This is a genomic window from Reyranella soli (assembly GCF_007992495.1).
Taxonomy (GTDB): domain Bacteria; phylum Pseudomonadota; class Alphaproteobacteria; order Reyranellales; family Reyranellaceae; genus Reyranella; species Reyranella soli.
Genome location: NZ_BKAJ01000090.1, coordinates 14,250 through 41,018, shown reverse-complemented (window position 1 = coordinate 41,018; position 26,769 = coordinate 14,250). Strand labels below are relative to the sequence as shown.

Genomic DNA, 26,769 nt, shown 5'->3' with positions numbered 1-26,769 from the left:
GCGATGAGATGCTTCGCTTCGCTCAGCATGACAGGAGAGTTCAACGTGAGAACGGCTGAAGGCACCTTCGAGTGCGGCGACCTCGCGCTGCAGCGCGGCGGCACGCTCAAGGGCGCGCGCATCGTCTACAAGACCTACGGCACGCTCTCGCCCAAGCGCGACAACGTCATCCTCTATCCGACCAGCTACTCGGCCCATCACACCGATATCGAATGGCTGGTGAAGGTCGAGCACTGCCTCGATCCCAGCCGCTACTTCATCGTCATCCCCAACATGTTCACCAACGGCCTGTCGTCCTCGCCGTCGAACACCCCCGGGGAGTTTCCCGAGGTCACGACTTACGACAACGTCACGCAGCAGCGCCGTCTGCTGGCCGAGTTGTTCGGCGTTGATCGGGTGAAGATGGTCTATGGCTGGTCGATGGGCGCGCAGCAGGCCTATCACTGGGCCGCCCTGTTCGGCGACGCGGTCGAGCGCATCGTCGTCAATTGCGGCTCGGCCAAGACGGCGCCGCACAATTTCGTGTTCCTCGAGGGCGTGCGCACGGCGGTGCAGAACGCGCGCACGCCGCAAGACGGGCTGCGCGCCATGGGTCGCATCTATGCCGGCTGGGCGCTCAGCCAGACCTTCTATCGCCGCGAGATGTGGCGCGGGCTGGGCTTCACCAGCCTGGAGGATTTTCTGGTGCGCTCATGGGAGGCCAACTTCCTGCGCCGCGATGCACGCGACCTGATGGCCCAGCTCTGGACCTGGCAGAACGGCGACATCTCGGCCAACGACCTTTACCGAGGCGATCTCCAGATGGCGCTGGCCGGCATCAAGGCCAAGGTGCTGCTGATGCCGTCCGCCACCGACCTCTATTTCCAGACCGACGACAACCGGCTGGAGCTGCCCCACCTGAGGCACGGCAGGCTGGTCGAGATCCCGTCCGTCTGGGGCCACCGCGCCGGCAATCCCAACGGCAATCCGGAGGATGCGGCTTTCGTCGATGCCCAGGTGAACGCCCTTCTGTCATCCTGAGCGCAGCGAAGGATCTCATGCCGTCGAAATCGAGACTGGCTTCGACGGCGATGAGATGCTTCGCTACGCTCAGCATGACAGGAGTGGCCCCATGCCCGACACCCTCCTCCCGCGCGACGGCCTGGTCATCGTCGCCAAGCGTGATTGCCCGACCTGCGTGCTGGTCGAGCCGGTGATGCAGAGCCTCGATCGCGCCGGCCCGCTGGCCGTGGTCAGCCAGGACGATCCGACCTTCCCGTCGGGCGTGCGCTCGGTGCTCTACGACGACGCGCTCGAGCGCTCGTTCCGACTCAACATCGAGGCGGTGCCGACCCTGATCCGCTTCAAGGACGGCCGCGAGGTCGAGCGCACGGTAGGCTGGCAGCGCCAGGAATGGATGCGGCTCGCCGGCGACGCTGCCGAGGGCAAGGGCCTGCCCGACTGGCAGCCCGGCTGTGGCTCCAAGAGCGTCGAGCCCGGTATGCACGAAGCGCTGATCGCGCGCTATGGCGATCCCGGCCTGAAGTCGCGAGAGATCGCCGTCGGCAACTGGGACGATCCGATGGAGGCTTGTTTCGAGCGCGGCTGGACCGATGGCCTGCCCGTCGTGCCGCCGACCGACGAGCGCATCCTGCGCATGCTGGGCGGCACGGAGCGCAAGCCCGACGAGGTCGTCGGGCTCATTCCGCCCAACCTCGCGCCCTGCACCGTCGAGAAGGTGGCGATCAACGCCGTGATGGCGGGTTGCAAGCCGGAATATATGCCCGTGGTGCTGGGCGTGCTGGAGGCCGCCCTCGATCCGTTGTTCGTGCTGCACGGGCTGCTCTGCACCACGCACTTCTCGGGCCCACTGGTGATCATCAACGGCCCGGCCGCCAAGGCGATCGGCATGAACAGCGGCGTCAATGCGCTGGGCCAGGGCAATCGCGCCAACGCCACGATCGGCCGCGCGCTGCAGCTCATCGTGCGTAACGTCGGCGGCGGCCTGCCGGGCGCCATCGATCGCGCGACCTTGGGCAATCCCGGCAAGTACACCTTCTGCTTCGCCGAGGACGAATCCGATCCCGATTGGGAGCCCTTGTCCGTGCGCCGCGGCATTGCGCCCGGCAAGAGCGCGGTCACGCTGTTCCATGGCGAGGGTGTGCACGGCTTCATCGACCAGAAGTCACGCACGCCGGAAGAGCTGGTGCGCTCGCTGGCCATGGGCCTGTTCGGCGTCGGGCATCCCAAGCTCTGTGATGCCGGCAACGCGGTGCTGGTGCTGACGCCCGAGCACTACAAGATCTTTAAGGATGGCGGCTGGAACCGCCGCCGCATCGAGGACGAGCTGTTCCAGGCGCTGAAGCGACCGGGCCGCGACCTGGTCTGGGGCGCCCAGAACGTGGCCGAAGGCCTGCCGCCCAAGTACGCCGACCTGGTCGTCGACAAGTTCCAGCCCATGCCCGACGGCGTGCTGATCGTTCGCGCTGGCGGCGAAGCCGGGCTATTCTCCGCCATCATCGGCGGCTGGCCGGGTCAGCGTGTGCGCGAGGAATGCCAGGCCGTTACCAGGGAGATTCGCCCATGAATTCGCAAACGAAGCTGCGCGATCCCACCGCTGAAAGCTCGCCGGTGCGGCGCGCGCGTCTTACACCGCCCTCGTCGCTCGACGGCAAGACCGTGGCGCTGATGGATATCGGCAAGTCGCGCGGGGCGGAATTCATCGACCGCCTCGAAGGCCACTTCAAGAAGGCGGGCGTGGCGACCAGGCGCTACGCCAAGCCGACCAACACCAAGGTGGCGCCGACGGCGCTGATGCAGCAGATCGCCGCCGAGAACCAGCTCGCAGTGATCGCCTTAAGCGATTGAGGGTCTTGCACATCGTGCAGTCTGCACGACATTCATAACCTCGACACCCGCGGCATCCCCGGCGTGAACATCGTCACCACCGGCTTCGTCGACGGCGTCGAGGCGCAAAGCGAATCGCTGGGTTTCGATCCGGCGGTGGTCTACGTCCCCCATCCCATCCAGAACCGCACCAAGGCCGAGATCGAGGCAATTGCCGACCAAGCCTTCGCCAAGGTGATGGCGCTCCTTCAGTCATCCTGAGCGCAGCGAAGGATCTCATCGCCGTTGAGGCAGTCCTGCTCGTCGACTACGCGAAAGCTAGCCCTACCTGTCGTCCTGAGCGCAGCGAAGGACCTCATCGCCGTCGATGCAGGACTCTGTCGTCGACGGCATGAGATCCTTCGCTGCGCTCAGGATGACTCGGGGGCGAGGTCGGCCCACGTAGGATTAGCCGCACGGACGAGCTGGTTCTTGCGAATCCGCTTCCAGCCTTTGAGCTGCTTTTCACGGGCTATCGCTTCGGTTGGATTCTCGAACTCCTCAACGTAGACAAGCCGGGTCACACGATACTTCGCTGCGAATTCGCTGCCCTTGCGATTGCGGTGCTCGAAAACGCGCCGACCGATGTCGTTGGTCACGCCGATGTACATCGTGTTGAGCGAGTTACTCGTCATCATGATATAGACGAAGTAGCGGCGTTCACTCATGGCTGGCGGCGATGAGATCCTTCGCTGCGCTCAGGATGACTGCTGTTGTGTCATCAAGACCCAGCTTAATCCTTCTCTGGCAGGACCGAGGGATGGACCGTTTGGTCGGCCGGTGGCTCGGGCGGCGGTGTCGGGCGCGGCGTGATCGGCTTGATGAAGGCGGCGACCGCGGCGGCTGTCGCCTTGGGGTCCTCCTCCATCGGGTTGTGGCCCAGCGCCCCGAAGATTTCGATCTCAGAGCCCTTGATGTCGTTCTGGAAGCGGAAGGCGTCGGCGGTCGGCACCCAGCGGTCCTTGCCGCCCCACAGGATCAGCGTCGGCACGTCGAGGCGCCTGAGCGGCGCGGGGTCGAGCGGCTCCTGGGTGCGGGCGCGCTGCAGCGTCGCCTCGCGGTTGCCGGGGAAGCGCTGCAGCTCGGCATAGCGGCGGATGCGCTCGGGCGTCACCATCGCTGGGTCGGCGTAGACCTCGCTCAGCGACCGCTGCACGAGGCGCTCGGGCTTGAAGTAGATGCCGATGTCGCCGACCACCGGCATGCGCGCCAGACGGGTGGGCAGCGGCGCCTCGCCGGTGCGCGGATAGCCCGCGGCATCGACCAGGATGAGCTGGCTGACGCGATCGGGCCGCGTCGCGGCAAAGGTCCAGGCCACCGCGCCGCCCATCGAATGGCCGACCAGCACGAAGCGATCGAGGTTCAGCTCGTCGGCCAGCACCTCGACGAAATCGGCATAGGCGTCGATCGTGTATTCGTCGCGCGGCCAGGCGCCGGTCAGCCCGTGCCCCGGCAAATCGACCGAGATCAGCCGCGCCTTGCCTGAAAGCTCGCGCACCCAGCCTTCCCACATGTGCAGAGATCCCATCGAGCCATGGATCAGCACGATCGGTATGCCGTCGGGATCGCCCTCTTCTCGGACATGCGCGCGCACGCCGCCGACATCGATGAACTTCGAGCGGTCGTTGGCATAGCGCGCGACCAGTGTCTCGGCCGGCAGGCTGGGCGAGTAGGCCCACAGTGCCACGCCGGCCAACGCGCCCAGCACGAACAGCGCAATGATCGGCCAGTGACGCCGGGGGCGCCGCCGCGGCCCCTCGTCCCTACGACGACGCGGCGGCATCGGTCGGCTTTCTCGGCTGACGTTCCTCCGTCGAAGCGTTCTCGGCGGCGACCAGACGCAACTGCGGCACCGGCGCGGGATCGACGATCTTGAGCTCGATCAGCTTGGCCAGGATCGCTTTGTTGAGATCGTTGCTCACGACCAGCCGATCCTCCAGCCGCGCCACGAACACGAACAATTCGAAGTCGAGGCCGCTGGTCGTGATCTGGATGAAGCGCACGATCGGCGCCGGCACGCGCAGCACGCGCGGATGGCCCAGCGCGGCTTCACGCAGCAGGCCCTCCATGGCCGCGACATCGGTGCCCAGCCCCACCGTGAGCTTGATCTCCACGCGGCTCGACGTGTCGGAATAGGTGCGGTTCACCACGGGATTCTGCAGGAACATGCTGTTGGGCACCAGCACGTGCGTGCGTTGGAAGGTCTCGACCTCGGTGGCGCGGATGTTGATGCGTCGCACGAAGCCCTCGTGCCCGCTCACCGTCACCCAGTCGCCCGCCTTGATCGGCCGCTCGACCAGCAGGAAGACGCCGGAGATGACGTTGTTGGCGATGTTCTGCAGGCCGAGGCCAATGCCGACCGACAGCGCGCCCAGCACGATCGCGAGATTGGTGAAATCGATGCCGAGCGCGCCGATGCCGATCAGGATGGCCACGATCACGCCGATATAGTTCAGCCCCGCATCGATCGACTGGCGCAATGGCATCGGCGCGTCGACGGTCGGCAACACGCGGTCGCGCACGATGCGGCGGATCAGGCGCGCCAGCAGGATGCAGACGACGAAGGCCAGGATCGCCATGCCGATATTGCCGAGCGAGATCGTGACGCCGCCGACCTGCACGCCGCGGATGAGCTGTCCGGCGCCGTTCAGGATGGCGTCGGTGTCGACGCCCCAGGCGGCCGGGATCAGGACGGCCAGCAGCGCCAACAGGACGATGTCGACCACCAGCATCACCAGGTGCTGGCCGCGCAGGGTCGCGTCCGACGGCAGGCCGAGGCGATGGCGCACCCACCGGCCGGACGGGGTGTCGGGCGCCGCCGCCTCCTCGAGCAGGTCGCCGATCATGCGGTGCGCCAGCAGCGCAACGGCGATCAGCAGGCAGGTGAAGTAGATGGCGTTGTGCAGCTGGGCCGCGAGCGTGGCGTAGCCCAATAGCGCGAAGACGATCGACGACAACACCGCGACGCTGAGCAGCAGGCGGGCGACCGACCACCAGGTGCCGCCGATCATGCTCGAGCGTTCCTCGCCCTCGGGCTGGGCCGCATGCCAGGCACGGTTGGCGAGCGCCGGCAGGGTGAGGAGCGAGATGACGGTGGCCAGGACCAGCGCGCCGACTGCCGACAAAGCGTCGGTCTCGCCGCCGCTGCGCGTCAGGGCGACGTAGATGAAGTCGACCGTGAGGCCGACCGCCATCAGGCGGCGCAGCGCCAGCGACAGTTGCTGCGCGCTTTGATTGGTGAAGGGCAAGATGCGCCACGCCGGACGATGCGGTGACAGCGCCGTCGCCGTCAGGCCCACGACCAGCAGGAAGGTGATCACCCGGGTCATCAGCTCGGGCAGCAGGATGTTGATCGGCGATGGCGGCATGGTCGCGAGCAGAAGCTTGCCAATCAGCCAGACCGCCAGGATCGGCACCAGCACAAGGCCGACGCCGTCGATGGCGGCGGTGACGGTGCGGTCGCGCTGGCCGGGCTCGGTCGCCTCACCACGCCCGAAGCGGCGGCGCAGGAAGCGGCCGCCGGCCCACAGCAACACGGTGATGATGGCCCAGCCGGCCAGGCCGGCAAGGTCGCGGCCGTCGAACTGCAAGCCGGCGCCGAGCCACGCGCTGGTCGCCGTCGACAGCGCCTGCAGTGAGGTGCCGAGCTCGGGCCCGAGCTTGCTCCAGACGTCGCGCGACAGGGGCGAGGCGTCGCGGCGCAGCAGCGTGCGCAGCATGACCTCGCCGCGCAGCTTGGTCAGGCGCTCGATGAGCTGGTCGGCGCGGGCGATTATCACCTCGCATTGCTTGACGCGGCCCTCGCTGACCGTGGCCTGCTCGGTCAGCCGATCGCGTTCGGCCTTGACCGCATCCGATTCGGGGACGGCGTCGCTGGCCGGCTTGGCTTCCAGCGGCGCAAGAAGCTTGCGCGTGTCGGCGAGGTCGCCGCGAGCAAGGTTGGCTGCGGCGGCGGCCGCTGTCCGCACGTCGCCCGCCTGCTCGCGCAGGGCGTCGATCTCGACCGGCAGCAGGTTCGCCTGCTCGGCGCGGGTGGCGATGCGGTCGAGTTGGCGCGTCCACAGCTCGACCAGCTGGCCGAACGGCCGCTGCGGCGGCGCCGGCGTCTGGGCCAACGCCGGGCCGGCTGTGACCAGCAGCAGGAGCAGCCACGCCAGTCGGATGGGAAAGCGCACGCAGGCCTCGCTATTCAGCCCCCGTTTACCACGGGGTCGGAGCCCCGTCTTGCCGGCTCCTGGGGGCCAAATTTAGGCGGATTCCCGCGACTTTTGCGCGTCGGTTGACAGGGCTCTGCCGACGCGGAACCTTGCGCCCCGAAAGCGAAATCCCAGGGGAATGAAGGCATGGCCGAGGGCAAGAGTTCAGTTGGTGAGGTCAGGATCAAGCCCGATCGGTTGCATGCTTTCACTATGGCGATCTGCCGGGCCGACGGCAGCTCCGATGTGGAAGCGCGCCTGGTCGCTGACCACCTGGTGCTGGCCAACCTATTCGGCCACGACAGCCACGGCGTCGGCATGATCCCGCACTACATCCAGAACACCGACACCGGCGCCTGCGTCCGTAACAATCATGCAAAGATCATCCGCGACAACGGGGCCGTGATCGTGATCGACGGCGGCGCGGGCTACGGCCAGGTCGTCGCCAAGGAAGCCATGGATATCGGCATCGAGCGGGCCAGAAAGCACGGCGTCTGCGTCGTCGGCCTCACCAACGCGCACCATATCGGCCGCATCGGCCATTGGGGCGAGCAGTGCGCGCGCGCCGGCATGGTGAGCACGCACTGGGTGAACGTTCACGGCCACAAGTCGCTGGTGGCGCCGTTCGGCGGCGCCGAGCCGCGCTTCACCACCAATCCCTACTGCACGGCCATACCGCGCAAGGGCAAGGAGCCGATCGTGCTCGACTTCGCCACCAGCCAGGTGGCGGCAGGCAAGGTGCGCGTCGCCTTCAACAAGAAGGTGCAGATGGAGGACGGCCTGCTGATCGACTCGGCGGGCCATCCCAGCACCGACCCCGGCGTGCTCTACAATCCGCCGTATGGCGCCATCCTGCCCTTCGGCCTGCACAAGGGCGGCGGGCTCGCGGTGATCTGCGACCTGCTGGCCGGCGCGTTGACCGGCGGCCGCACTCACAGCCCGCGCACCATCAAGCCCGGCACCGACATAATCAACAACATGCTGTCGATCATCATCGATCCCGAGGCGATGGGCGGCACCGCGTTCTTCGAGGACGAGGTCGAGACCTTCATCACCTGGGTGAAGTCGGCCAAGCCGCAGCCCGGTGTGCCGGAGGTGCTGACGCCGGGCGAGCCCGAGCGCGCCCGCAAGATCGATCGCGAAAAGAACGGCGTGCCGATCGACGGCACGACCTGGCAACAGCTTCTGGATGTCGCGCGCAAGGTACGGTTGAACGATACCGAGATTCCGCAGATGGCAGCTGCCTGAACAAACGAAGGGGAGAGCGACTATGGCCAAGATGAGACTCTACTATTCGCCGTCGTCACCCTATGCCCGCAAGGTCAGGGTGCTGGCGCTCGAGACCAAGCTCGACAAGAAGATCGACATGATCAACGTGGCGCTGACGCCGGTGCAGCCCAACGCCGATGTCGACAAGCACAATCCCATCGGCAAGATCCCGGCGCTGTCGGTCAAGGGCATGGATCTCTTCGACTCGCCGGTGATCTGCGAGTACCTCGACCACCAGCACAAGGGTCGCAAGCTGCTGCCGCGCAAGGGCCGCGACCGCTGGGTGGCGCTGCGCCTGCAGGCGATGGGCGACGGCCTGCTCGATGCCGCGCTGCTGGCGCGCTACGAGGGCTTTCTGCGGCCCGAGGACCGGCGCTGGCCCGACTGGAGCAAGGGCCAGATGAAGAAGATCGACGGCGTGCTCGATGCGCTCGAGGCCGAGGCCAGGTCGCTCAAGGGCAAGCCGACGCTCGGCACCATCACCATCGGCTGCGCGCTGGGCTATCTCGACTTCCGCTTCGCCAATCACGACTGGCGCGCCAAGCGGCCCAAGCTCGCCAAGTGGTTCACGACCTTCTCCAAGCTGCCGTCGATGAAGGCCACGGTGCCTCCACCCTCATGAGAACTGGGGCGTGACCGCAGACGAGATCATTGCCCATCTCGGGATGAAGCCGCATCCCGAGGGCGGCCACTATGTCGAGACCTTCCGCGCGCCGGGTGAAGGACGCAGCTCCGGAACGGCGATCTACTTCCTGCTGAAGGTGGGCGAGCGCTCGCACTGGCACCGGGTCGATGCCGACGAGATTTGGCATCACTATGCTGGCGCACCGTTGGAGCTGTCGATGAGCGACGACGGCAAGAGGGTGCGCCATCTGCGGCTCGGCACCGACTTCGGTGTCGGCGAGCAGCCGCAGGCGGTTGTGCCGTGCCACGTCTGGCAGGCGGCACGCTCGCTCGGCGCCTGGACGCTGGTCGGCTGCACGGTGTCGCCGGGGTTCGAGTTCAAGGGCTTCGAGATGGCGCCGCCGGATTGGCAGCCGCGCTCGTAGGTCGCCCCATGTCAATGCTTCGCATCTACTTCGATACCAACGACGGTACCCCCGATGGACGGTATGGGCTCTGGGTTAAGGGATCACTCGACGACATTGCACCGATCGCCGACCAGCTCCGCGACGGCATGCGTGTGATTATCTATATGACTGGCGAATTGGAGATGGAAGCGGTGCTGGAATTCGACAAGCAATGGAATGCTTGGACGGCTTGGCCGGTACCAGGAACTACCAACTACTACGACGAAGATTCAGGAACGCCATAGCTCACGTGATGCCAGCACCGCGCCGACGGTGACCAGCGCGGCTGCGATCAGCAGCGCACCGGTCGGCTCGGCGAGACCACAGACGATCAGCAGCGCCGTCGACAGGATGGGCGTGGCATAGGCGAATGCGCCGAGTGCGCGGATGTCGCCGTGCTTGACGGCGTGGTCCCAGAGATAGAATGCGGGGCCCGCAGGGCCGATGCCGATCGCCAGCACGGAAAGCCATGCCGTCGTCGTGGCGGGCCACACCGTGCGCTCGAACAGGAGATGGCACGCGAACGACAGCAGGGCCGACGCTGCACAGAAGGCGGCGACCGCGTCGGTCGGCGTCTCGCCGAAGCGGCGCGACAGCACCGAGTAGAGCGACCAGATGAAGGCACAGCCCAGCGCCAGCGCGTAGCCCAGTGCGTGCGCGCCGGTGAAGCTCAAGCCGCGGCCGAAGGCCAGCAGGATGACTCCGGCAAAACCGAGAAAGGCACCGAGCAGATGAGGCCAGGCCAGGCGCTCGCCGGCGAGCGGCGCGGACAGCAGCACGATCAGCAATGGCCACAGGTAGTTCACCAGGTTGGCCTCGGCCGGCGGGGCAAGCTGGAGTGCTGCGAAATAGAGCGCGTGATAGCCGAACAGTCCGCCGACGCCGAGCAGCCAGATGCGCATCGGCCAGCCTAAAAGTCCGCGCCAGCCGACGCCGCGCGCCAGCGCGCGCACGATGCCGATCGAAGCCCCCACCGCGAACGTCATGGCAACCATCTGGAACGGCGGGATCGGGCCGGCTGACACCGACAGCGCCGCCAGGGCGCTCCACAGGGCGATGGCGGCGAAGCCCGCGGCCATTGCGCGGCGTCGGTCGGCGTCGGCAATTCTCATAGGCGGCGCTTAGAGAGGGAAACTGCACTTGTCGAGCCGTGCGTGTCAGTTGTTTCGCGGCTACGATGTGCGACGCCATGTTCGTTCGTCCGACCAACCCGGTCAGTCATCGTCTGGCACGCATGGCCTTCATCATGGCGTGCGTCGCGGCGCTGATCGTCGCGTCTGCGGGGCCATTGCATCGCTTTGCCGGGCTCGAGATCGAGCCGGCCTTCACGATCTTCCGTTACGGCTTCTACTTTGCCGTGGCCGGCGCGACGCTGGGGCTTGCCACCATCGTGCCGACGCGGCCCGGCGATCGCCGGCGCGGCTTCGTGGCGGCGCTGCTCGCCATCGTGGTCGGCGTCGCCACCGCCTACATGCCGCTCACCTGGTTCCTGCACGCCCAGCAGGCGCCCGAGCTCAACGACATCACGACCGACACCAACAGCCCGCCGCCGCTGGTGGTGACGTTGCAGTTGCGTCGCGGCGCCTCCAATCCGGCAACCTATCCCGGAGCAAATGCAGCGGTACTGCAACGCGCCGCCTATCCCGACATCGTGCCGGTCGTCCTGCCCGTCCCGCCGGCCGAGGCGTTCAAGAAGGTCGATGCCGTGGCGATGGCGATGGGTTGGGACGTCGTCGCCCGCGCCCCAGCCGACGGCCGCATCGAAGCGATCGCGACCAGCGTCTGGTTCGGCTTCCGCGACGACATCGTCATCCGCATCCGGCCCGACGGCGCTGGCAGCAAGATCGACATCCGCTCCAAGAGCCGCGACGGCGAATCCGACCTCGGCGTGAACGCGAAACGCATCCGCGAGTTCATTGCGAAGCTGAAGGCGTCTTAGTGGGAGCGCGAGCCTCCGGCCCGCGCTCCCTAAAGCGGCAGCGTGAACCGGAAGGTCGTGCCCTGCTGGCCGGTCTCGGCGACCGTGATGTCGCCGCCGTGGGCGCGCACCAGGTCGCGGGCGATGGCGAGGCCGAGGCCCGCGCCGCCCGGGCGGCCGCCGCTGACGAACGGGCGGAAGATGTCGTCGGCCAGCTCGTGCGCAATGCCGGGGCCGTTGTCGCACACATCGACCAGCAGGGTGCCGCCGTCGCGGCGGGCGCGCACCGTCACCGTGGTCGCTCCGGCCTCGAACGCATTGCGGCCGAGATTGACGAACACGCGATAGAGCAGGTCGCGGTCGGCCCGCGCCAGCTGGTCGTGGGCGACCTCGTTGATCCAGCCGCGCACGATGTTGGGATTGCTCTCCTCGCCCTGCTCCTGCAATGCCACGCCGACCTCGTCGACCAGGTCGGCCAGGTCGATCGCGGCGAGGCGCGGCGTGCGCTGGTCGCGCACGTATTCGATGGCATCGCTCGCCAGCCGCGCCGCGCGGTCGATGGTGTTGAGGATGGTCGGCGCGAGCGCGCGCGTGCGCTCATCTTCGCTGCGCGCCAGACGGTCGGACAGAAGACGCGCCGTCGACAGCATGTTGCGCAGGTCGTGGTTGATCTTGTTGGTCGCCGCACCCACTTCGGCCAGCCGCGATTTCTGGCGCAGCGAGGCGCGCAACTCGCGCTGCAGGTTCTGGAACTCGCGGTCGACCACGCCGATCTCGTCGCGCCGCTTGGTCGGTTGCCGTTCGGTGCCCGGCTCCTCGGGCGCGCGGCGGAAGGCGACCATGTCGGCCGACAGGCCTTGCAAGGGCAGGATCACCAGCCAGCGCAGCGCGAGATAGAGGAGGAAGGCGGTGAACAGCGCGATGATGATCGACAGCACCAGGATGCGGCTGGCGTAGCCGTACATGGCGATGCGCATCGGCAGCTCATCGGCCACGATCCACACCATGGCGTTGGGCAGCCGCATCGACTGGCCGCCGACCCGGATGTAGCGCTGACCGTCATTGGCCATCGCTTGCAGCGCATCCCAGATCAGCATCAGCGCGCCTTCCTCCTTGAGGTTGAAGGTCGGCATGCTGGGCTTGGGCTCGATGTTCAACAGCGCCCGCTTGGGCTTGTTGGGCTCGACCAGCACCACGGCGTCGACACGGGCATGGTCGAGCAAGGTGCGCTTCACCTCCTCGGTCACCATGTTGTCGGGCGTGGCGTCGAGCGCCAACGCGGCGAGCGTGCCGCTTTCGATGAGCTGGTTGAGATAGACCGTGCGGAAGCGGGCGATCGACGGCAGGAAGATCGCGATCTCCGCCGTCATCACCGCGGCCACGACCAGGGCGAGGATGCGCCACGACAGCCCGAAGGTGAAGCTGCGCCGGCGCACCGCCTGCGTTGCCCCGGCTTGGTCGGATCGGGCTTGGATGGTGACGTCGGCAGCCATCAGCCGACTCTATCGAAGTCGGCCGGGCCCTCCTAGGTGCCGGGTGTTCAACTCTTAGGGCGCCGTGACGACGCGATAATAGACGCCATTGGCGCCGTAGGCCGGCAGGAACCACAACCCGTCGGTGCAGCTGTAGTAGGCCTGTCCGCCGATCGGCTTGTAAGTGCAGCCTGCCGGCAAGCTTCCGTAGAGCGTGCCCGGCGGATTGGCCGCGACGGTGGCGGATGCGGCGCCGGCCTGGACCCCGGCGGCGTAGGCTGCCTGGTTGTTGGCGCTCGAAGCCGCCGCCGCACCGACGGCGGCGCCGGCGACGAGGCCGGCCGCGACGGCGCCGCCGGTGTTCCAGCCGCCGCAATTGTAGCAACCCGCGCCGTAGGCATTGACCACGGTGGGCGCGTTGTAGGCGCCGTAATAGCCGCCGTGATAGTAGTCCGGGCCGCCGTAATAATGGTTGCCGTTGACGCCCGTCGCGCTCCACGAGCCGCTGCCGCCGCTCGCCGTGCCGCCGCGATAGCCGGTGGCGTTCCACGAGCCGCCGCCGCCTGAGGCCGTGCCGCCGCGGGCACCCGTCGCCGACCACGAACCGTCGCCGCCCGAGGCCGTGCCGCCGCGCCAGGTATGCGCGGACCACGACGAGCGATCGCCGCTCCAGCCGCCGGCATGGAACCACGCGGCAGCGGGCGCCAGTGGCGTGGCGATGGCGATTGCAGCGAGAAGAAACAGCTTCCTGTTCATCGTGCTCTCCTGAACCCTTACTTGCCCTTTTCCGTGGCGCCCGGCGGCGCGAACGGTATGCGGATCGTGTCGGCCGGCGCCGTGAAGGCGAAGGTGTCGGCGGCGAGCGGCGGATCGATCTTCCAGTCCGAGAACATCGCGGTATGGCGGTAGTGCGCCGGATCTTCCAGGAAGATGGCGCGCGCCATGCGCGGCAGCTTGTCGTCGCTGCCGATCCAGAGCTGGACGTGGGCGAACTTGCCGACCAGCACGACGATGTCCGTCGTGACGCCGCCCACCACGGTCGACTTGCCGACGACGAAGGCGACCCGCACGTTTTCGCTGATCGCCTTCATCGGATCGCTGACCACGAGATCGGTGAAGGGAAAGTAGATCGCCGCCCGCTGGAACGCCGCGCGCAGCATGGCGTCGATCGTGTCGGGCGCATCGACCGTCGCCACCAGCTTGGCCGCGGGCTCGTAGGCGTTGACGGTCTTGCCGTCGTAGTAGAATTCCGTGCGCGGCCCGTCGCCCGGCGAGACGACCTTGAGCTTGTTGGGGCGCTCCATGATCACTTGCGAAAGCGTCGTGTAGGCCAGCGGCAGGCCGGTGCGGTCGGGGCTTTCGTAGATCGTGAACGCCGTGAAGCTCATCGACTTGGCGGCGGCGAGCTTGTCGGCCATGGCCTTCACGATGGCCATGGCGGCCGGATCGACTTCGACCTTCAGGCCGAGATCGGGCGGCGATGCGGGCGCCTGGGTCGTCGGCTGCTGCTGGGCCAGGGCCATCGACATCGACATTGCCGTCACGGCAAGGCTGGCGAAGAACGTGATCTTCATTCGATGCTCTCCAGGGACTGCGCCGATGATCGACATTTTCCATGACGGACGCAATCAGTGTGAGCCCGGTCCCGTGATAAGCCGTACGCCCGACTGGAAAGTTGCATAGGACCACAGCCAGTCGAACAGCACGACGAAGCGATTGCGAAAGCCGATCAGGAAAGTGACGTGGATCAGGCCCCACAGCAGCCAGGCCAAGGTGCCGTCGACTTTCAGCCAGCCGAAGTCGGCGACGGCGGCGCGCCGGCCGATCGTCGCCATGGCGCCGTAGTTGCGATAGCGGAAAGCCCCGGGTGCCGCGCGCCCGCCAATCCGCGCCCGCAACACGCGCGCAACATAACCGCCTTGCTGCTTGGCCACCGGCGCCAGTCCGGGCAGCGGCTGCCCGTCGGACCCCGTCGCGTGCGCGGTGTCGCCGATCACGAAGATCTCGGGATGGCCGGGCACGGTGAGGTCGGGACCGACGACGACCCGGCCGACGCGATCCTTCTCGACGTCCAACCATTGCGCGGCGCGCGAGGAAGCGACTCCGGCCGCCCAGATGATGGTCGAAGCCTCGAGGCGCTCATCGCCGATGGTGACGCCCCGCTCGTCGCACTCGGCGACGGGCTTGCCCAGCCGAACCTCGACATGCAGGCGCTCGAGCGAGCGCAGCGCCGATTCGCTCAAGGTCGGCGGGAAGGCCGCCAGCACGCGCGGCCCCGCTTCGACCAGCACGATGCGGGCGTCGCGCGGATTGATGGTGCGGAAGTCGTGCCGCAGCGCCACATGGGCGAGCTCAGCGATGGCGCCCGCCATCTCCACGCCCGTCGGGCCGGCGCCGATCACGACGAAGGTCAGGAAACGCCGCCGCGCCTCGGGATCGCTGCTCTCCTCGGCATGCTCGAAGGCCGACAGGATGCGGCGGCGGAGGCCGGTGGCGTCGTCGATCGTCTTCAGGCCCGGCGCCACGTTCTCCCACTCGTCATGGCCGAAGTAGGCGTGCCGCGAGCCGGTGGCCAGCACGAGCGTGTCGTAGGGCACTTCACCGTCTTCGAGACTGACGACACGGCGGTGGCGGTCGACGCCGGTCACGCTGTCCATGATCACGCGCACGTTGGGCGCCTTGCGCAGGATGGAGCGGATGGGCTGGGCGATCTGTGCCGGCGACAGGCCGGCGGTGGCCACCTGATAGAGCAGCGGCTGGAAGAGATGGTAGTTGTGCCGGTCGATCACGGTGACGTCGGCATCGGCGCCAGCGAGTCCGGCGGCGGCGCTGAGGCCGCCGAAACCGGCGCCGACGATGACAATGTGCGGACGGGCCATTGCGGCCACTATACAGGCAAGCGCGACAGCAGGCGCACCAGCCAGCGCGTGCGCGGGCCGAACAGCGTCTCGGTGAAGTAGCTGCCGGCGGCGCGCTTGCTCGCCTCGCCCAAGGTGGGATAAGGCGGCACGAAGCTCGCCAGCGCGGATATTTTCAGCCGCTTGGCGATCGCCAGGCACCAGGGCTGGATCAATTCGCCGGCGTGCGGCGCCACGATCGCGGCGCCCAGGATGCGGCCGCGCCGGTCGGTGATCGCCTTGACCATGCCCTCAGTGGTGCGCTCGGTCTGGGCGCGGTCGTTCTCGGCGAGCTTCCAGCGCAGGACTTTTATGGCATCGCCATGCTTCTCGCGCGCCTGGCGTTCGCTGAGGCCAACCTGCGCCAGCTCGGGATCGGTGTAGGTCGCCCAGGGCACGATCGCGGCATCGAGTCGGGCGGGTGCGCGGAACAAGGCGCCGCGGATGAACAGCGATGCCTCGTAGCCCGCCATGTGCGTGAAGGCATAGAGACCATTGCAGTCGCCGATCGCCCAGACATTGCGATTGGACGTCTTGAGCGAAGCATCGACCGTAATCCCCTTGGCGGTATGGGCGACGCCGGCCTTGTCGAGATCGAGGCCGTCGACGACCGGCGCGCGGCCGGCTGCCACCAGCAGGTGCGATCCTTCCAGGCGCTCGCCGCTCTCCAGGATCACCACGACGCCCGCCGGTGAACGGTCGACGCGTGCGATTTTGGTGTGATTGCAGAGGTCGACGCCTTCGCTCCTGAGGCGCGCGACGACGATGGTGGCGAGTTCGGGATCGTCCTTGGCGAGGAACTCGGCGACCTCGAGCACGGTGACCCGCGACCCCAGCCGGCGATGGGCCTGGGCCATCTCCAGGCCGATCGGCCCGCCGCCGATCACGATCAGGTGGCTGGGCAGGGTACGGTTGGCGAAGATCGTCTCGTTGGTCAGGAAGCCTGCTTCGGCCAGGCCGGGAATCGGCGGCGCCGCCGGTTGGGAGCCGGTCGCCAGCACGATGCGTCGGCTGCTGATGCGATGCGGTCCGGCCTGCAATTCGGTGCGGCCGATGAAGCGCGCTTCCTCCTTCAGGACGCGGACGCCGAGCTTCTCGAAGCGCTCGACCGAATCGTTGGGGGCGATGGCCGCAATCACCTCGGCCACGTGATCCATGACGCGGGCGAAATCGACCGTGGGCTCGACCGGGACGATGCCGAAGGGGGCGCCGTCGCGTTGCGCCTGCGCCATCCTGGCCGCGGCGATCAGCGCCTTGGACGGCACGCAGCCCTGGTTGAGGCAATCGCCGCCCATCGCGGCGCGCTCGATCAGCACCACATCAAGTCCGAGTTGCGCGGCGCCGGCTGCCGCGACCAGGCCGGCCGAGCCCGCGCCGACGATGCAGACGTCAGGAGCGAGCGTTGTCATTGCGGCCGCGTAGATGCGCATAGAGCACCGGCACCAGCGCCAGTGCGGCGAGGCCGAGCAGGGGCAGCAGGATGCGCCATTCGAAGATGATGCCGAGGTCCGGCGACTCGCCGCGGTCGAACAGCAGGCCGAAGCTCGCGCCGACGCCGGCATAGACGAACGCCGCCGGGATGATGCCGATCAAGGTCGCGAGCGTGTAGGGGCCGAGCTTCATGCCGAGCAGCGCCGGCACGATGTTGACCAGCCAGAACGGGAACACCGGCACCAGGCGCAGGAACAACAGATAGCTGAAGCTGTCGCGGCGAAAGCCGTCTTCGAAGCGCGCCAGCATGGCGCCGGCGCGGGCGTGGAAGAGATCGTAGAAGGCGGTGCGCGCCGCCAGGAACACCGCGACCGAGCCCAGCGTGGCGCCGATCACCGACAGGACGGCGCCGATCCAGACGCCGAACAGGAAGCCGCTGAGCGGCGTGATGATGATGGCGATCGGCAGCGAGAAGGCCACGACCAGCGTGTAGGCCAGCACGAACAGGACGACGGCGAGCATGGTGTTGGCCGTCACCCAGGCGAGGAGGGCGGCATGGTTGCGGCTCAACATCTCGAAGGAGAAGTAGCGTTCGAGGCCGAACAGCAGGAACAGCGCCAGTCCCAGCAGCAGGATCGCCGCCGGTGCGAGCCGGCGCCACATCTGGGAGGTCATGTCGCCCTTTGCGTGGCTTCACGATCGATATTGGCTTGTTGGCCCGCTGCCTCAAAGCAAATGCGCTCACGCCTAGGTGACGCGATCAGGTTTTGGCAGACCCGGATCGGTCGTGGTGAAGCTCGCATGCTGTCTGACTCTCGCCCACCATGCGGCAAGCCGCGGGTACTTGGCTAACGCAGCGGTGCCTTCGGGAGCGAGCGTGAAGTAGGCGACCATCGCGCCGACATGCAGATCGGCGAGCGACAGGTCGGCCCCGGTGAGGAAAGGTTCGGACGCCAGCGCCTCGAGAGCGGCCAGGACCTTGGCCGAGCCGGAAAGGCCTTGAGCGATCTCCGCCTCGTCGACCGGCCGGCCGGCGGCGGCCCGGAAGACGCGATGCGAGAAGACCTGCCGGACCATCGGCCAGTAGCCGTAGGAATCGATGACGCCGATCAGCTGGTCCATGCGGGCGAGCGCCTGCGGCGATCCTGGCTGCAGCGCCGGTCCGGCGAAGCTGCGGTCGATATAGCGGGTGATGGCGCCGGTCTCGTAGAGGACGAAGCCGTCATGGACCAGGGTGGGCACCCGGCCGAAAGGGTGCAGCGCCAGGTACTCGGGCGACGGCTCGGCGAACGGGTTCACCTCGACCCGGTCGTAGGCGACGCCCTTTTCGGCGAGGGCCAGCCGGGCGATGCGGTTATAGACGCTGTAGTGGTAGCCATGCAGGACAAGGGACATGGCCCATTGTACGGGAGCGCGGGCCTCTGGCCCGCATCATGAGCGGGCCAGAGGCCCGCGCTCCCAGCCTCGTTGACTCGGGGGCCGGCCCCGCTTATTACCCTCGCCCACAGAATTAGCCCCCGCTGTAACTGGCGGGGGTCTTGTATTTGAAGGAGTTGCGTGATGAAACGCACCTATCAGCCGAGCAAGCTGGTGCGCAAGCGCCGGCACGGCTTCCGGTCGCGGATGGCGACGGTGGGCGGCCGCAAGGTCATTGCCAGCCGCCGCAAGTCGGGCCGCAAGCGCCTCTCGGCCTAGCCGGCCCCGCCAAATTGGCCTCGGCGCGCCTCGGGCGGCTGCCGAACCGCCGCGATTTTCTGCGCGTCCAGGCCGGCCGGCGCTGCGCCATGCCGGGCTTTGTCCTGCAGGTCGCCCCCGCCCCCACGGACCTCGCCCTGCCGGCCATCCGGGTCGGTTTCACCGTCAGCCGCAAGGTCGGCAATGCCGTCGTGCGCAACCGGGTCCGCCGTCGCTTGCGCGAGGCCGCCCGCGAGGTGATCCCGGGCCGGGCACGCCCCGATCTCGACTACGTCCTGGTCGGCCGCCAGGCCGCCATCGCCCGCGACTACGGCGCCCTTCGCCTGGAACTGCTCGAGGCCCTCAAGCGGCTGAAAGCATTGGCCGCCACGTCGTCCCTCGCGACGCCATGACCTGCACGGACGCCTTGCGCATGCCCCGGCAAATCGCCAGTTTCCGGGCCGCATGTTCTCCCGCCTGATGTCCGGCGCGCTGCGTGGCGCGATCCGCTTCTATCAGCTGACGCTGGCCTACTTCTTCGTCGGCGCCTGCCGTTATGAGCCGTCCTGCTCGGCCTATGCGGCCGAGGCGGTGGCGCGCCATGGCGCGCTGCGCGGCAGCTGGCTGGCCGCCCATCGGCTGTGCCGCTGCGGGCCATGGGGAGGCGCGGGCTTCGATCCCGTGCCGCCGAAGCTTTCCTGTCAATCCGCCGAGCGCGCTTAAAAGTCTGACCCCATGGACCAGAAGAATTTCATCATCGCCATCGTGCTCTCGGTGCTGATCATCATGGGTTGGCAGTACGCCTTCCCGCCGGCCAAGCCGCCGGTCAATCAGCAGCAGACGGCATCGACCCAGAACGGCACCGCCCCGCAGGCGCCGAGCGGCGCACCCGGCGCCCCCGGTGCGCCCGGCACCCAGGGCACGGCCCAGCCCGGCGCCCCGGCCAACCAGCCACCGCAGATCGTGAGCCGCAGCGAGGCGCTCGCCCGCTCGCCGCGCGTCACCTTCGACACGCCCGAGCTGGTCGGCTCGATCGCGCTCAAGGGCGCGCGCATCGACGACGTGCGTCTGGTCAAGTATCGCGAGACCGTCGATCCCAAGAGCCCGCCCGTGCCGGTGCTGTCGCCGGTCGGTGGCGAGCATCCCTATTACGCCGAGTTCGGCTGGTCGCCGGCCGATCCGTCGATCAAGGTGCCGGGGCCCGATTCCGTGTGGACCGCCGACAAGGACACGGTGGCGCCGGGCAAGCCCGTGCGGCTCACCTGGGACAATGGCCAGGGCCTGATCTTCGCCCTCGACATCTCGCTCGACGAATACTTCATGTTCGACGTCAAGCAGAGCGTCGAGAACAAGACCGACAAGCCGGTCACCGTCTATCCCTGGAGCCTGGTCGTCCGCTACGGCGAGCCCAAGGCCGAGGGCATCTACATTCTCCATGAAGGTCCCTACGGCGTCTTCAACAACAGCCTGAAGGAGTGGGGCTACTCCGACTTCAAGGACAACAAGCAGCAGAAGATCGCCACGACCGGCGGCTGGGTCGGCATCACCGACAAGTACTGGATGGCGACGCTGATCCCCGATCAGAAGCAGAAGGTCGACGTCACCATCAAGCAGACCGGCTCGGGTCCGGACCTGAAATACCAGATCGACTACATCGCGCCGGGCCAGGCGATCGCGCCGGGCGCTACCGCAACGACCGACGCCAAGCTGTTCGCCGGCGCCAAGATCGTGCGCATCATCTCCGACTACGAGACCAAGTACGGCATCGACAAGTTCGACCTCACCATCGACTGGGGCTGGTTCTGGTTCTTCACCAAGCCGCTGTTCTGGCTGCTCGAGTGGCTCTACGTGCACCTCGGCAACTTCGGCCTGTCGATCCTGATCCTCACGGTGATCGTCAAGGCGGTGTTCTTCCCGCTGGCCAACAAGTCCTATGCGGCGATGAGCAAGATGAAGGCGCTGCAGCCGGAGATGGAGAAGCTCAAGGAGCGCTACGGCGAGGACCGCCAGCGCATGAACCAGGAGCTAATGCAGCTCTATCGCCGCGAGAAGGTCAATCCGGCGGCGGGCTGCCTGCCCATCGTGGTGCAGATCCCGGTGTTCTTCGCGCTCTACAAGGTGCTCTACACCACCATCGAGATGCGCCATCAGCCGTTCTTCGGCTGGATCAAGGACCTGAGCGCGCCCGATCCGCTCACCATCCTGACCGGCTTCGGCCTGTTCCAGTGGCACGTGCCGGAGTTCCTGCACTTCTTCAACATCGGCATCTGGCCGCTCATCATGGGCGTGACGATGTACCTGCAGCAGAAGCTGAACCCGGCGCCGACCGATCCGGTGCAGGCGCGGGTGTTCCAGTTCCTGCCCATCCTGTTCACCTTCATGCTGGCGCCGTTCGCCGCCGGCCTGGTGATCTACTGGGCGTGGAGCAACACGCTGTCGATCGCCCAGCAGTACACGATTATGCGCCGGCATGGCGCCCAGATCGGCGGCAAGGGCAAGCCGGCCGTGGCCACCGCGGCGCCGGCACCGGCTCCCGCGACCGCCGAAGGCGGTGGAGGCGGCAAGAAGGGCAGCAAGGCGAAGAAGCGCTGATGCCAGATCAAGGGCCAGATCAAGAGCAAGAGGGGCGCGCGGCGGAGGAGATCGAGGCGGCGCGCAAGCTCTTTGCCGGCCCCTGCGAGTTCGTGGCTGGTGCTGCGTCGCCCCAGTCGATGCTGGCGATCTCGCTGCCTGAAGTGGCCTTTGCCGGCCGTTCCAATGTCGGCAAGTCGAGCTTGGTCAATGCGCTGACCGGCCGGCGCACGCTCGCGCGCACCTCGTCAAACCCCGGCCACACTCGCCAGATCAATTTCTTCGACCTCGCCGGCCGGCTCTACCTGGTCGACCTGCCGGGTTACGGCTTCGCCCAGGTCTCGCGCTCGATGAAGGAGGCGTGGCAGGACCTTGCTTCGGCCTACCTGCGCGGTCGGCCGACGCTGAAGCGCGTCTGCCTGCTGATCGATTCGCGGCACGGCGTGAAGGACACCGACCGTGAGACCATGAAGAACCTCGACAAGGCCGCGGTGTCCTACCAGCTCGTGCTGACCAAGTGCGACCAGCTCAAGGCGGCCGACGTACCGCGCGCCGTGGCGGCTGCCGAGGCGGTCGCGCGCAAGCACGGCGCGGCGCATCCCGAAGTGCTGCCGACCAGCAGCGAGACGGGGTTCGGGATTCCGGAACTCAGGGCCGAGATTGCAGCCGTAGGCCTGGGCTAGCGACGTCTGTCATCCCGAGCGTAGCGAGGGACCATTGAGGCGACAGTAAAGGTCCCTCGCTACGCTCGGGATGACAGCGTGCCTGTACGCTTACCGCGTCCCCTGAGGCAGGCCGGTCGGCGGCGCGCCCTGCTGGGGCGCCGGTGCGCGCTGCGGCTGTGCCGGCTTCGGCGGCGCTGGCGGCGCCGGCGGCGGCATCATCTTCTTGATCAGCTCCTGCGTCTTCGCGGCCTCGGCTTCCTGGAACTTCTTGACCTCCTCCTGGTCGAGGAAGCGATCCTTGTTGAGGTCGGTCTCGAGGAACTCCTTCAGTGCGTAGGCCGTCAGCTCAGGCCGGTCGATGATGCCGTCCTTGTTGCTGTCGATGTCGTTGAACTTGATCATGACGAGCTTCTTGCGGATGTCGTACGGCAGCAGGCCCTCGCTCTGCGCGCCGTCGGCCGGACCGGCGGCCAGGAGATATTCCTGCTGGCTGATCTTGCCGTCGTTGTTCTTGTCGAGCTTGTCGGCGTCGCGCATCTGCATGTCCATGAGCTCGTTGAGCGCGACCAGGCCCTTGCGTCGCTCCGCCTCGGCCTGCTGGCGCTCGGCCATCTGCCGCTGCTGTAGCCGCTGCATGATCAGCCGGATCTCAGGCTCGGTGATCTTGTTGTCGCGGTCAGTGTCGAACTGATTGAACTCCGACTGGATCGGCGCTTCCGCCTCGGCGCGCTCGATGAAGCCGCTGCTGTTGAGGTCGAGGTTCTGGAAGGCAGCGCGGAGGCGGTTGCGGCGGTCCTCCAGGCTCGGCCCGCCCGGCTGGTCGCTGGAGTGCGGCGGCTCGGCGAGCTTGAGGAATTCCTCGAGCGAGATCTTGCCGTCCTTGTTCAGGTCGAGATCGTCGAACGACTTCATGCGGTACTTCAGGAAGTCGGCGCGCGCGACCTCGCCCTTCTTGGCGGTGTCGATCTCGATGAACCACGGCGGCAGCGGGATGGGCGCCGGGCCTGCAGGCGGAGCAGTAGCCTGGCCTGTGGGCTGGCTGGGGGGTTGCCCGGTTGGCTGCCCCGCGGGCTGGCCGGTCGTCTGAGCGTGGGCAGCCACCGGCAGCGCAAGCAGGCACAGCAGAATTATCGCTCTCATCACCCTTCCTTACTTCCCCCGGCGCATTCGTAGAAAAAGACCGAGGGTCGCGCCAGCCACCGCCAGAAGAAAATCGCCGATCCACCGTCCACCCGGCCGATTGTTGCAGACAGGGACGCCCCGTAGTGTAGTGGGAAGGCATGCCGATCTACATGGAGATATCGCCGCTCCATCGTCTTGTGACGATTGTGGCGCGCGGTACTGTCAGTGGCGATGAAGTGCGCGGCACCGCGCAAAAACTGGCCGACGCCCGGGTCCGCCGCTTCGCCAAGATCGTCGAGGTCGCCAGCGCCCGTTTCGATTTCCAGCCGGCCGACGTCATGGCCCTGGCAATGACCTTGCGCGCCGACGCCGACGGCCGCGGACCGATCGCCTTCGTCGTGCGCGAGCTGGACCAGCCGTTTCCCCGGATGTTCGCCAACCAGACCGCCCACGAGGGGCCGGTCGAGCTGTTCAAGAGCCTGCACGACGCACGCGCCTGGATCGCCAGGATCCAGAACGCCCCCAAGCCTGTTCCGGTCGTCGACGCGTGGGCCGATCCCGACCGTCAGGGCATCGTGATCCGCGGTATGCGCAGCCGCGAGTTCACGACCCGCGAGCTGGTGCACTAGGTCAGCTGTCCTCTTCTCCTCCCCCGTTCATACGGGGGAGGGTAGGGAGGGGGCGAGCCACAGTCGTGTCGTCCGCTGATTTCAGATCATGATCTTTTTCTTGGAAGAGCTTTTGCGAAGGCCTTCCCCCTCCGGCCTCCCCCGTATGACGGGGGAGGTGATCATGATCTCAGGTCTTCCTACGCCGCATCATGGAAGATGATGCCGAGCGTGAAGCGCTCGCCCTGGTGCAGGCTCGACACGCCATGCTTCATGGCCGTGCGGTAGAAGCCGCGGCTTCCCTTCACCGGCCGCTCGTTGACGGCGAAGATCACGGCGTCGCCCTGATTGAGCGGCACGACCTCGCCGCGCGACTGCATGCGAGGGCGCTGCTCGACCAGCATGAACTCGCCGCCGCTGAAGTCCTTGGCGGGATCGCTCAGCAGCACCGTCGCCTGCAGCGGGAACACCAGCTCGCCATAGAGATCGCGGTGCAGGCAATTGTAGTCGCCTGCCCGGTAGTGCAGCAGCAGCGGCGTCGGCCGCTTCTGGCCGCCGGCATGGCACTGCTTCAGCCAGCCCTGCAGCGTCGGCGGATAGCGCTTGGCCACCCCGAGCTCGGCGTTCCAGCGGTTGGCCACCGCCGCCAGCTCGGGGTAGAGCGCCTGGCGCAGCGCCTCGATCCGCTCGGGCAACGGGTAGGCGAAATACTGGTACTCGCCCTGGCCGAAGCCGTGCCGCTGCATGACGACATGGCTGCGGAAGCGGGGCTTTTCGGGCCACAGGCCGGCCAGGGCGCGGCACTCGGCCGGGTCGATCAGGCCGGGCGCCACGACGAAGCCGCGGGAGGCCAAAGTGTCGCTGTCGATCATCTGGATATCCTTGCGCCGCCCGCCCACTTCTTCTATCCGCAGTCCGCTTGATATATGATGCCGTCTTAGCCCTCTCCCGGCCCGGGAGGGGGCTTTTGCCAACTCGGGGTAACGCAGAAATGGCCGAGCCGGTTCAGACCGACAAGGAGCAACGGCGGCTCATCCGCATGGCAGAGACCATCTCCAAGGCTCTGCCCTACATGCGCCGACACAACGACGCCACGTTCGTCGTGAAGTACGGCGGCCACGCCATGACCGATCCCAAGCTCGGCGATCTGGTGGCGCGCGACGTCGTGCTGATGAAGCAGGTCGGCATGAACCCGATCGTGGTCCATGGCGGCGGCCCGCAGATCAACAAGATGCTGGAGCGCGTCGGGCTGAAGAGCACCTTCGTGAACGGCCTGCGCGTCACCGATGCGGCGACCATGGAGATCGTCGAGATGGTGCTGGCCGGCGCCATCAACAAGGCGATCGTGGCCGACATCAACGAGTGTGGCGGCATCGCCGTCGGCATATGCGGCAAGGACGGCAACCTGATCCTGGCCCGCAAGGTCACCGAGATGCGCGATCCCAAGACGGGCGAGCTGCTGAAGGTCGACCTCAAGCAGGTCGGTGAGCCCGCCAAGATCAACGTCATGGTGCTGGAGCAGCTGCGCCGCGCCGACGTCATTCCCGTCGTTGCGCCGATCGGCTTCGGCGTCGACGACGAGCTCACCTACAACATCAATGCCGACACCTCGGCGGGCGCCATCGCCGGCGCCATGCGGGCCAAGCGGCTGCTGTTCCTGACCGACGTGCCGGGCGTGCTCGACAAGGACGGCCAGCTGATCAGCGAGATGACGATCGACCAGGCGCGGGCCCTGATCGCCGACGGGACCATTTCCGGAGGCATGATCCCCAAGGTCGAGAACTGCATCGATGCGGTGAACTCGGGCGTCGAGGCGGCTACCATCCTGGATGGCCGCGTGCCCCATGCCCTGCTGCTCGAGATCTTCACCGAGTCCGGCCTGGGCACCATGGTGAAACGAGGACGGGGGTGAAGCGCGGTCGGGCTTGAAACGCCTGATTTCGCTGCATATTTAGGCATTATGGCCCTCTTGCCCATCCTGACGGCGCCCGACCCGCGCCTCAAGAAGAAGTCCAAGCCGGTCGAGGCCGTCGACGACGGCGTGCGCCGGCTGATGGACGACATGCTGGAGACGATGTACGCCGCGCCCGGCATCGGCCTCGCCGCGCCGCAGGTCGGCGAGCTCCGGCGCGTGATCGTGCTCGACATCGACCGTGAGGACGTCAAGACCGGCCCCTTGTTCATGGCCAATCCCGAGATCGTCGAGGCCTCGGACGAGGATGTGAGCTACGAGGAAGGCTGCCTGTCGGTGCCCGACCACTATTCCGACGTGGTGCGCCCGGCCAAGGTGACGGTCCGCTACCTCGACCGTGACGGCAAGCAGCAGGACATGACGTGCGAGGGCCTGCTCGCAACCTGCGTGCAGCACGAGATCGACCATCTCGACGGCATCCTGTTCATCGACCACATCTCCGCGCTCAAGCGCAACATGATCCTGCGCAAGCTCCTGAAGGCCCGGAAGGAGAAGGAGCGCGACGAGGCCGAAGGCAAGCCGGCCGACAAGACGAAGGATCCCGAGCACGCCCTTTAGATAGGGCGGCATGGAAATTGCGGCGTGGAGGTCTCAGCCCGGGAGACTCCGCCGATGACACCGCAACAGATCGATCTGGTCCAATCGAGCTTCAAGAAGGTCGTGCCGATCGCTGGCACCGCCGCCGACCTGTTCTACGACCGCCTGTTCGAGATCGCGCCCGAGGTCCGGTCGATGTTCCCGCAGGATCTCAGCGAGCAGAAGAAGAAGCTGATGGCCATGCTGGGCACCGCGGTCGGCAGCCTGCACAAGCTCGACACGATCCTCCCGGCGGTGAAGGACCTTGGCGCTCGCCACAAGGGCTACGGCGTGACGGCGGCGCACTACGCGCCGGTCGGCGCGGCACTGCTGTGGACGTTGGAAAAGGGCCTCGGCCCCGACTTCACGCCGGAAGTGAAGGCCGCCTGGACCGAGACCTACACCGCCCTGTCGGGCGTCATGACATCAGCGTAGCGCCGGGCGCGTCTTCTCATACTCTTCC

General features: G+C 67.1%; 30 protein-coding genes. 17 read left to right on the top strand and 13 right to left on the bottom strand.

Annotated elements, in window-relative coordinates:
* Nucleotides 1-27 precede the first annotated feature (27 nt).
* The 3 genes from RSO01_RS25500 to RSO01_RS49545 all read left to right on the top strand — a co-directional run bounded on the left by RSO01_RS25500 (nucleotide 28) and on the right by RSO01_RS49545 (nucleotide 3,087).
* The gene (locus RSO01_RS25500; protein WP_147152712.1) at nucleotides 28-1,020 is read left to right on the top strand and encodes an alpha/beta fold hydrolase; all 993 of its coding nucleotides are present in this window, start codon (nucleotides 28-30) and stop codon (nucleotides 1,018-1,020) included.
* 91 nt (nucleotides 1,021-1,111) lie between these two features.
* Nucleotides 1,112-2,566, top strand: coding sequence for a thioredoxin family protein (locus RSO01_RS25495; protein ID WP_147152710.1), 1,455 nt, complete (start codon nucleotides 1,112-1,114; stop codon nucleotides 2,564-2,566).
* Complete coding sequence (locus RSO01_RS49545; RefSeq protein WP_281291509.1) at nucleotides 2,563-3,087, top strand: UGSC family (seleno)protein; 525 nt, start codon at nucleotides 2,563-2,565, stop codon at nucleotides 3,085-3,087. Before RSO01_RS25495 ends, RSO01_RS49545 begins: the two co-directional genes overlap by 4 nt.
* A gap of 149 nt (nucleotides 3,088-3,236) precedes the next feature.
* Here RSO01_RS49545 and RSO01_RS25480 read toward each other — a convergent pair whose 3' ends face one another.
* The 3 genes from RSO01_RS25480 to RSO01_RS25470 all read right to left on the bottom strand — a co-directional run bounded on the left by RSO01_RS25480 (nucleotide 3,237) and on the right by RSO01_RS25470 (nucleotide 7,040).
* Nucleotides 3,237-3,533: a GIY-YIG nuclease family protein gene (locus tag RSO01_RS25480; RefSeq protein ID WP_147152704.1), complete on the bottom strand. Its 297-nt coding sequence runs from the start codon at nucleotides 3,531-3,533 to the stop codon at nucleotides 3,237-3,239.
* Between the two features lie 65 nt (nucleotides 3,534-3,598).
* On the bottom strand, nucleotides 3,599-4,648 hold the full coding sequence (locus RSO01_RS25475; protein ID WP_147152703.1) for an alpha/beta fold hydrolase: 1,050 nt from the start codon (nucleotides 4,646-4,648) through the stop codon (nucleotides 3,599-3,601).
* Complete coding sequence (locus RSO01_RS25470) at nucleotides 4,629-7,040, bottom strand: DUF3772 domain-containing protein (RefSeq protein WP_147152702.1); 2,412 nt, start codon at nucleotides 7,038-7,040, stop codon at nucleotides 4,629-4,631. Before RSO01_RS25470 ends, RSO01_RS25475 begins: the two co-directional genes overlap by 20 nt.
* 168 nt (nucleotides 7,041-7,208) lie before the next feature.
* On the opposite strand from RSO01_RS25470, the gene RSO01_RS25465 reads away from it, so the two are divergent.
* From RSO01_RS25465 to RSO01_RS25450, 4 genes are read left to right on the top strand one after another with little or no spacing between them, the layout of a single operon-like run.
* The gene (locus RSO01_RS25465; protein WP_147152700.1) at nucleotides 7,209-8,309 is read left to right on the top strand and encodes a malate/lactate/ureidoglycolate dehydrogenase; all 1,101 of its coding nucleotides are present in this window, start codon (nucleotides 7,209-7,211) and stop codon (nucleotides 8,307-8,309) included.
* A gap of 22 nt (nucleotides 8,310-8,331) precedes the next feature.
* Complete coding sequence (locus RSO01_RS25460; RefSeq protein WP_246158788.1) at nucleotides 8,332-8,952, top strand: glutathione S-transferase family protein; 621 nt, start codon at nucleotides 8,332-8,334, stop codon at nucleotides 8,950-8,952.
* A gap of 10 nt (nucleotides 8,953-8,962) precedes the next feature.
* Nucleotides 8,963-9,379: a cupin domain-containing protein gene (locus RSO01_RS25455; protein WP_147152698.1), complete on the top strand. Its 417-nt coding sequence runs from the start codon at nucleotides 8,963-8,965 to the stop codon at nucleotides 9,377-9,379.
* Nucleotides 9,380-9,387: 8 nt separating this feature from the next.
* Nucleotides 9,388-9,645 (top strand): hypothetical protein, encoded by a 258-nt coding sequence (locus RSO01_RS25450; RefSeq protein WP_147152696.1) that lies wholly within the window; start codon nucleotides 9,388-9,390, stop codon nucleotides 9,643-9,645.
* On the opposite strand, the gene yddG is transcribed toward RSO01_RS25450, so the two are convergent.
* Nucleotides 9,631-10,512, bottom strand: a complete 882-nt coding sequence (gene yddG / locus RSO01_RS25445) for an aromatic amino acid exporter YddG (RefSeq protein WP_246158786.1) — start codon at nucleotides 10,510-10,512, stop codon at nucleotides 9,631-9,633. The two genes, RSO01_RS25450 and yddG, sit on opposite strands and share 15 nt — an antisense overlap.
* Before the next feature lie 77 nt (nucleotides 10,513-10,589).
* On the opposite strand from yddG, the gene RSO01_RS25440 reads away from it, so the two are divergent.
* Nucleotides 10,590-11,339 carry a DUF1499 domain-containing protein gene (locus tag RSO01_RS25440; RefSeq protein WP_170303346.1) on the top strand — a complete coding sequence of 250 codons (750 nt, stop codon included), beginning with the start codon at nucleotides 10,590-10,592 and terminating at the stop codon, nucleotides 11,337-11,339.
* Between the two features lie 29 nt (nucleotides 11,340-11,368).
* Here the strand turns inward: RSO01_RS25440 and RSO01_RS25435 are convergent, their stop codons facing one another.
* The 7 genes from RSO01_RS25435 to RSO01_RS25405 form a co-directional block, all read right to left on the bottom strand.
* Nucleotides 11,369-12,811, bottom strand: a complete 1,443-nt coding sequence (locus RSO01_RS25435) for a sensor histidine kinase (protein ID WP_147152692.1) — start codon at nucleotides 12,809-12,811, stop codon at nucleotides 11,369-11,371.
* A gap of 54 nt (nucleotides 12,812-12,865) precedes the next feature.
* Nucleotides 12,866-13,546 carry an RNA-binding protein gene (locus tag RSO01_RS25430; RefSeq protein ID WP_147152690.1) on the bottom strand — a complete coding sequence of 227 codons (681 nt, stop codon included), beginning with the start codon at nucleotides 13,544-13,546 and terminating at the stop codon, nucleotides 12,866-12,868.
* A 17-nt stretch (nucleotides 13,547-13,563) separates the two neighbouring features.
* The gene (locus tag RSO01_RS25425) at nucleotides 13,564-14,364 is read right to left on the bottom strand and encodes a DUF2092 domain-containing protein (protein WP_170303345.1); all 801 of its coding nucleotides are present in this window, start codon (nucleotides 14,362-14,364) and stop codon (nucleotides 13,564-13,566) included.
* Between the two features lie 54 nt (nucleotides 14,365-14,418).
* Nucleotides 14,419-15,669: an NAD(P)/FAD-dependent oxidoreductase gene (locus RSO01_RS25420; protein ID WP_147152686.1), complete on the bottom strand. Its 1,251-nt coding sequence runs from the start codon at nucleotides 15,667-15,669 to the stop codon at nucleotides 14,419-14,421.
* Nucleotides 15,670-15,677: 8 nt separating this feature from the next.
* Nucleotides 15,678-17,096 (bottom strand): dihydrolipoyl dehydrogenase family protein, encoded by a 1,419-nt coding sequence (locus RSO01_RS25415; protein ID WP_147152684.1) that lies wholly within the window; start codon nucleotides 17,094-17,096, stop codon nucleotides 15,678-15,680.
* Entirely contained in the window at nucleotides 17,077-17,793 is a 717-nt protein-coding gene (locus tag RSO01_RS25410; RefSeq protein ID WP_218037453.1) for a TVP38/TMEM64 family protein, read from the bottom strand. The genes RSO01_RS25415 and RSO01_RS25410 overlap by 20 nt, the downstream gene beginning before the upstream one ends.
* 72 nt (nucleotides 17,794-17,865) lie before the next feature.
* Nucleotides 17,866-18,513, bottom strand: coding sequence for a glutathione S-transferase family protein (locus RSO01_RS25405; RefSeq protein WP_147152682.1), 648 nt, complete (start codon nucleotides 18,511-18,513; stop codon nucleotides 17,866-17,868).
* Between the two features lie 165 nt (nucleotides 18,514-18,678).
* On the opposite strand from RSO01_RS25405, the gene rpmH reads away from it, so the two are divergent.
* The 5 genes from rpmH to yihA are packed head-to-tail and all read left to right on the top strand — an operon-like array spanning nucleotide 18,679 to nucleotide 22,046.
* The gene (gene rpmH, locus RSO01_RS25400) at nucleotides 18,679-18,813 is read left to right on the top strand and encodes a 50S ribosomal protein L34 (protein ID WP_147152680.1); all 135 of its coding nucleotides are present in this window, start codon (nucleotides 18,679-18,681) and stop codon (nucleotides 18,811-18,813) included.
* A gap of 14 nt (nucleotides 18,814-18,827) precedes the next feature.
* Nucleotides 18,828-19,205 carry a ribonuclease P protein component gene (gene rnpA, locus RSO01_RS25395; protein WP_147152678.1) on the top strand — a complete coding sequence of 126 codons (378 nt, stop codon included), beginning with the start codon at nucleotides 18,828-18,830 and terminating at the stop codon, nucleotides 19,203-19,205.
* Between the two features lie 52 nt (nucleotides 19,206-19,257).
* Nucleotides 19,258-19,515 (top strand): membrane protein insertion efficiency factor YidD, encoded by a 258-nt coding sequence (yidD, locus tag RSO01_RS25390; RefSeq protein WP_147152676.1) that lies wholly within the window; start codon nucleotides 19,258-19,260, stop codon nucleotides 19,513-19,515.
* A gap of 12 nt (nucleotides 19,516-19,527) precedes the next feature.
* A complete protein-coding gene (gene yidC / locus RSO01_RS25385) occupies nucleotides 19,528-21,384 on the top strand; it encodes a membrane protein insertase YidC (protein WP_147152674.1) in 1,857 nt (618 codons plus the stop codon).
* Nucleotides 21,384-22,046, top strand: a complete 663-nt coding sequence (gene yihA, locus RSO01_RS25380; RefSeq protein ID WP_147152672.1) for a ribosome biogenesis GTP-binding protein YihA/YsxC — start codon at nucleotides 21,384-21,386, stop codon at nucleotides 22,044-22,046. Before yidC ends, yihA begins: the two co-directional genes overlap by 1 nt.
* A 90-nt stretch (nucleotides 22,047-22,136) precedes the next feature.
* Here the strand turns inward: yihA and RSO01_RS25375 are convergent, their stop codons facing one another.
* Complete coding sequence (locus RSO01_RS25375) at nucleotides 22,137-23,168, bottom strand: EF-hand domain-containing protein (RefSeq protein ID WP_147152670.1); 1,032 nt, start codon at nucleotides 23,166-23,168, stop codon at nucleotides 22,137-22,139.
* Nucleotides 23,169-23,308: 140 nt separating this feature from the next.
* On the opposite strand from RSO01_RS25375, the gene RSO01_RS25370 reads away from it, so the two are divergent.
* Nucleotides 23,309-23,779 (top strand): hypothetical protein, encoded by a 471-nt coding sequence (locus RSO01_RS25370; RefSeq protein ID WP_147152668.1) that lies wholly within the window; start codon nucleotides 23,309-23,311, stop codon nucleotides 23,777-23,779.
* A 179-nt stretch (nucleotides 23,780-23,958) separates the two neighbouring features.
* Here RSO01_RS25370 and RSO01_RS25365 read toward each other — a convergent pair whose 3' ends face one another.
* Nucleotides 23,959-24,630, bottom strand: coding sequence for a 2OG-Fe(II) oxygenase (locus RSO01_RS25365; RefSeq protein WP_147152666.1), 672 nt, complete (start codon nucleotides 24,628-24,630; stop codon nucleotides 23,959-23,961).
* 119 nt (nucleotides 24,631-24,749) lie between these two features.
* On the opposite strand from RSO01_RS25365, the gene argB reads away from it, so the two are divergent.
* The 3 genes from argB to RSO01_RS25350 are packed head-to-tail and all read left to right on the top strand — an operon-like array spanning nucleotide 24,750 to nucleotide 26,741.
* Nucleotides 24,750-25,670, top strand: coding sequence for an acetylglutamate kinase (gene argB, locus RSO01_RS25360; protein WP_147152664.1), 921 nt, complete (start codon nucleotides 24,750-24,752; stop codon nucleotides 25,668-25,670).
* Between the two features lie 48 nt (nucleotides 25,671-25,718).
* Entirely contained in the window at nucleotides 25,719-26,288 is a 570-nt protein-coding gene (gene def, locus RSO01_RS25355) for a peptide deformylase (protein ID WP_147152662.1), read from the top strand.
* Between the two features lie 54 nt (nucleotides 26,289-26,342).
* Entirely contained in the window at nucleotides 26,343-26,741 is a 399-nt protein-coding gene (locus tag RSO01_RS25350) for a globin family protein (RefSeq protein ID WP_147152660.1), read from the top strand.
* Nucleotides 26,742-26,769: the final 28 nt, after the last annotated feature.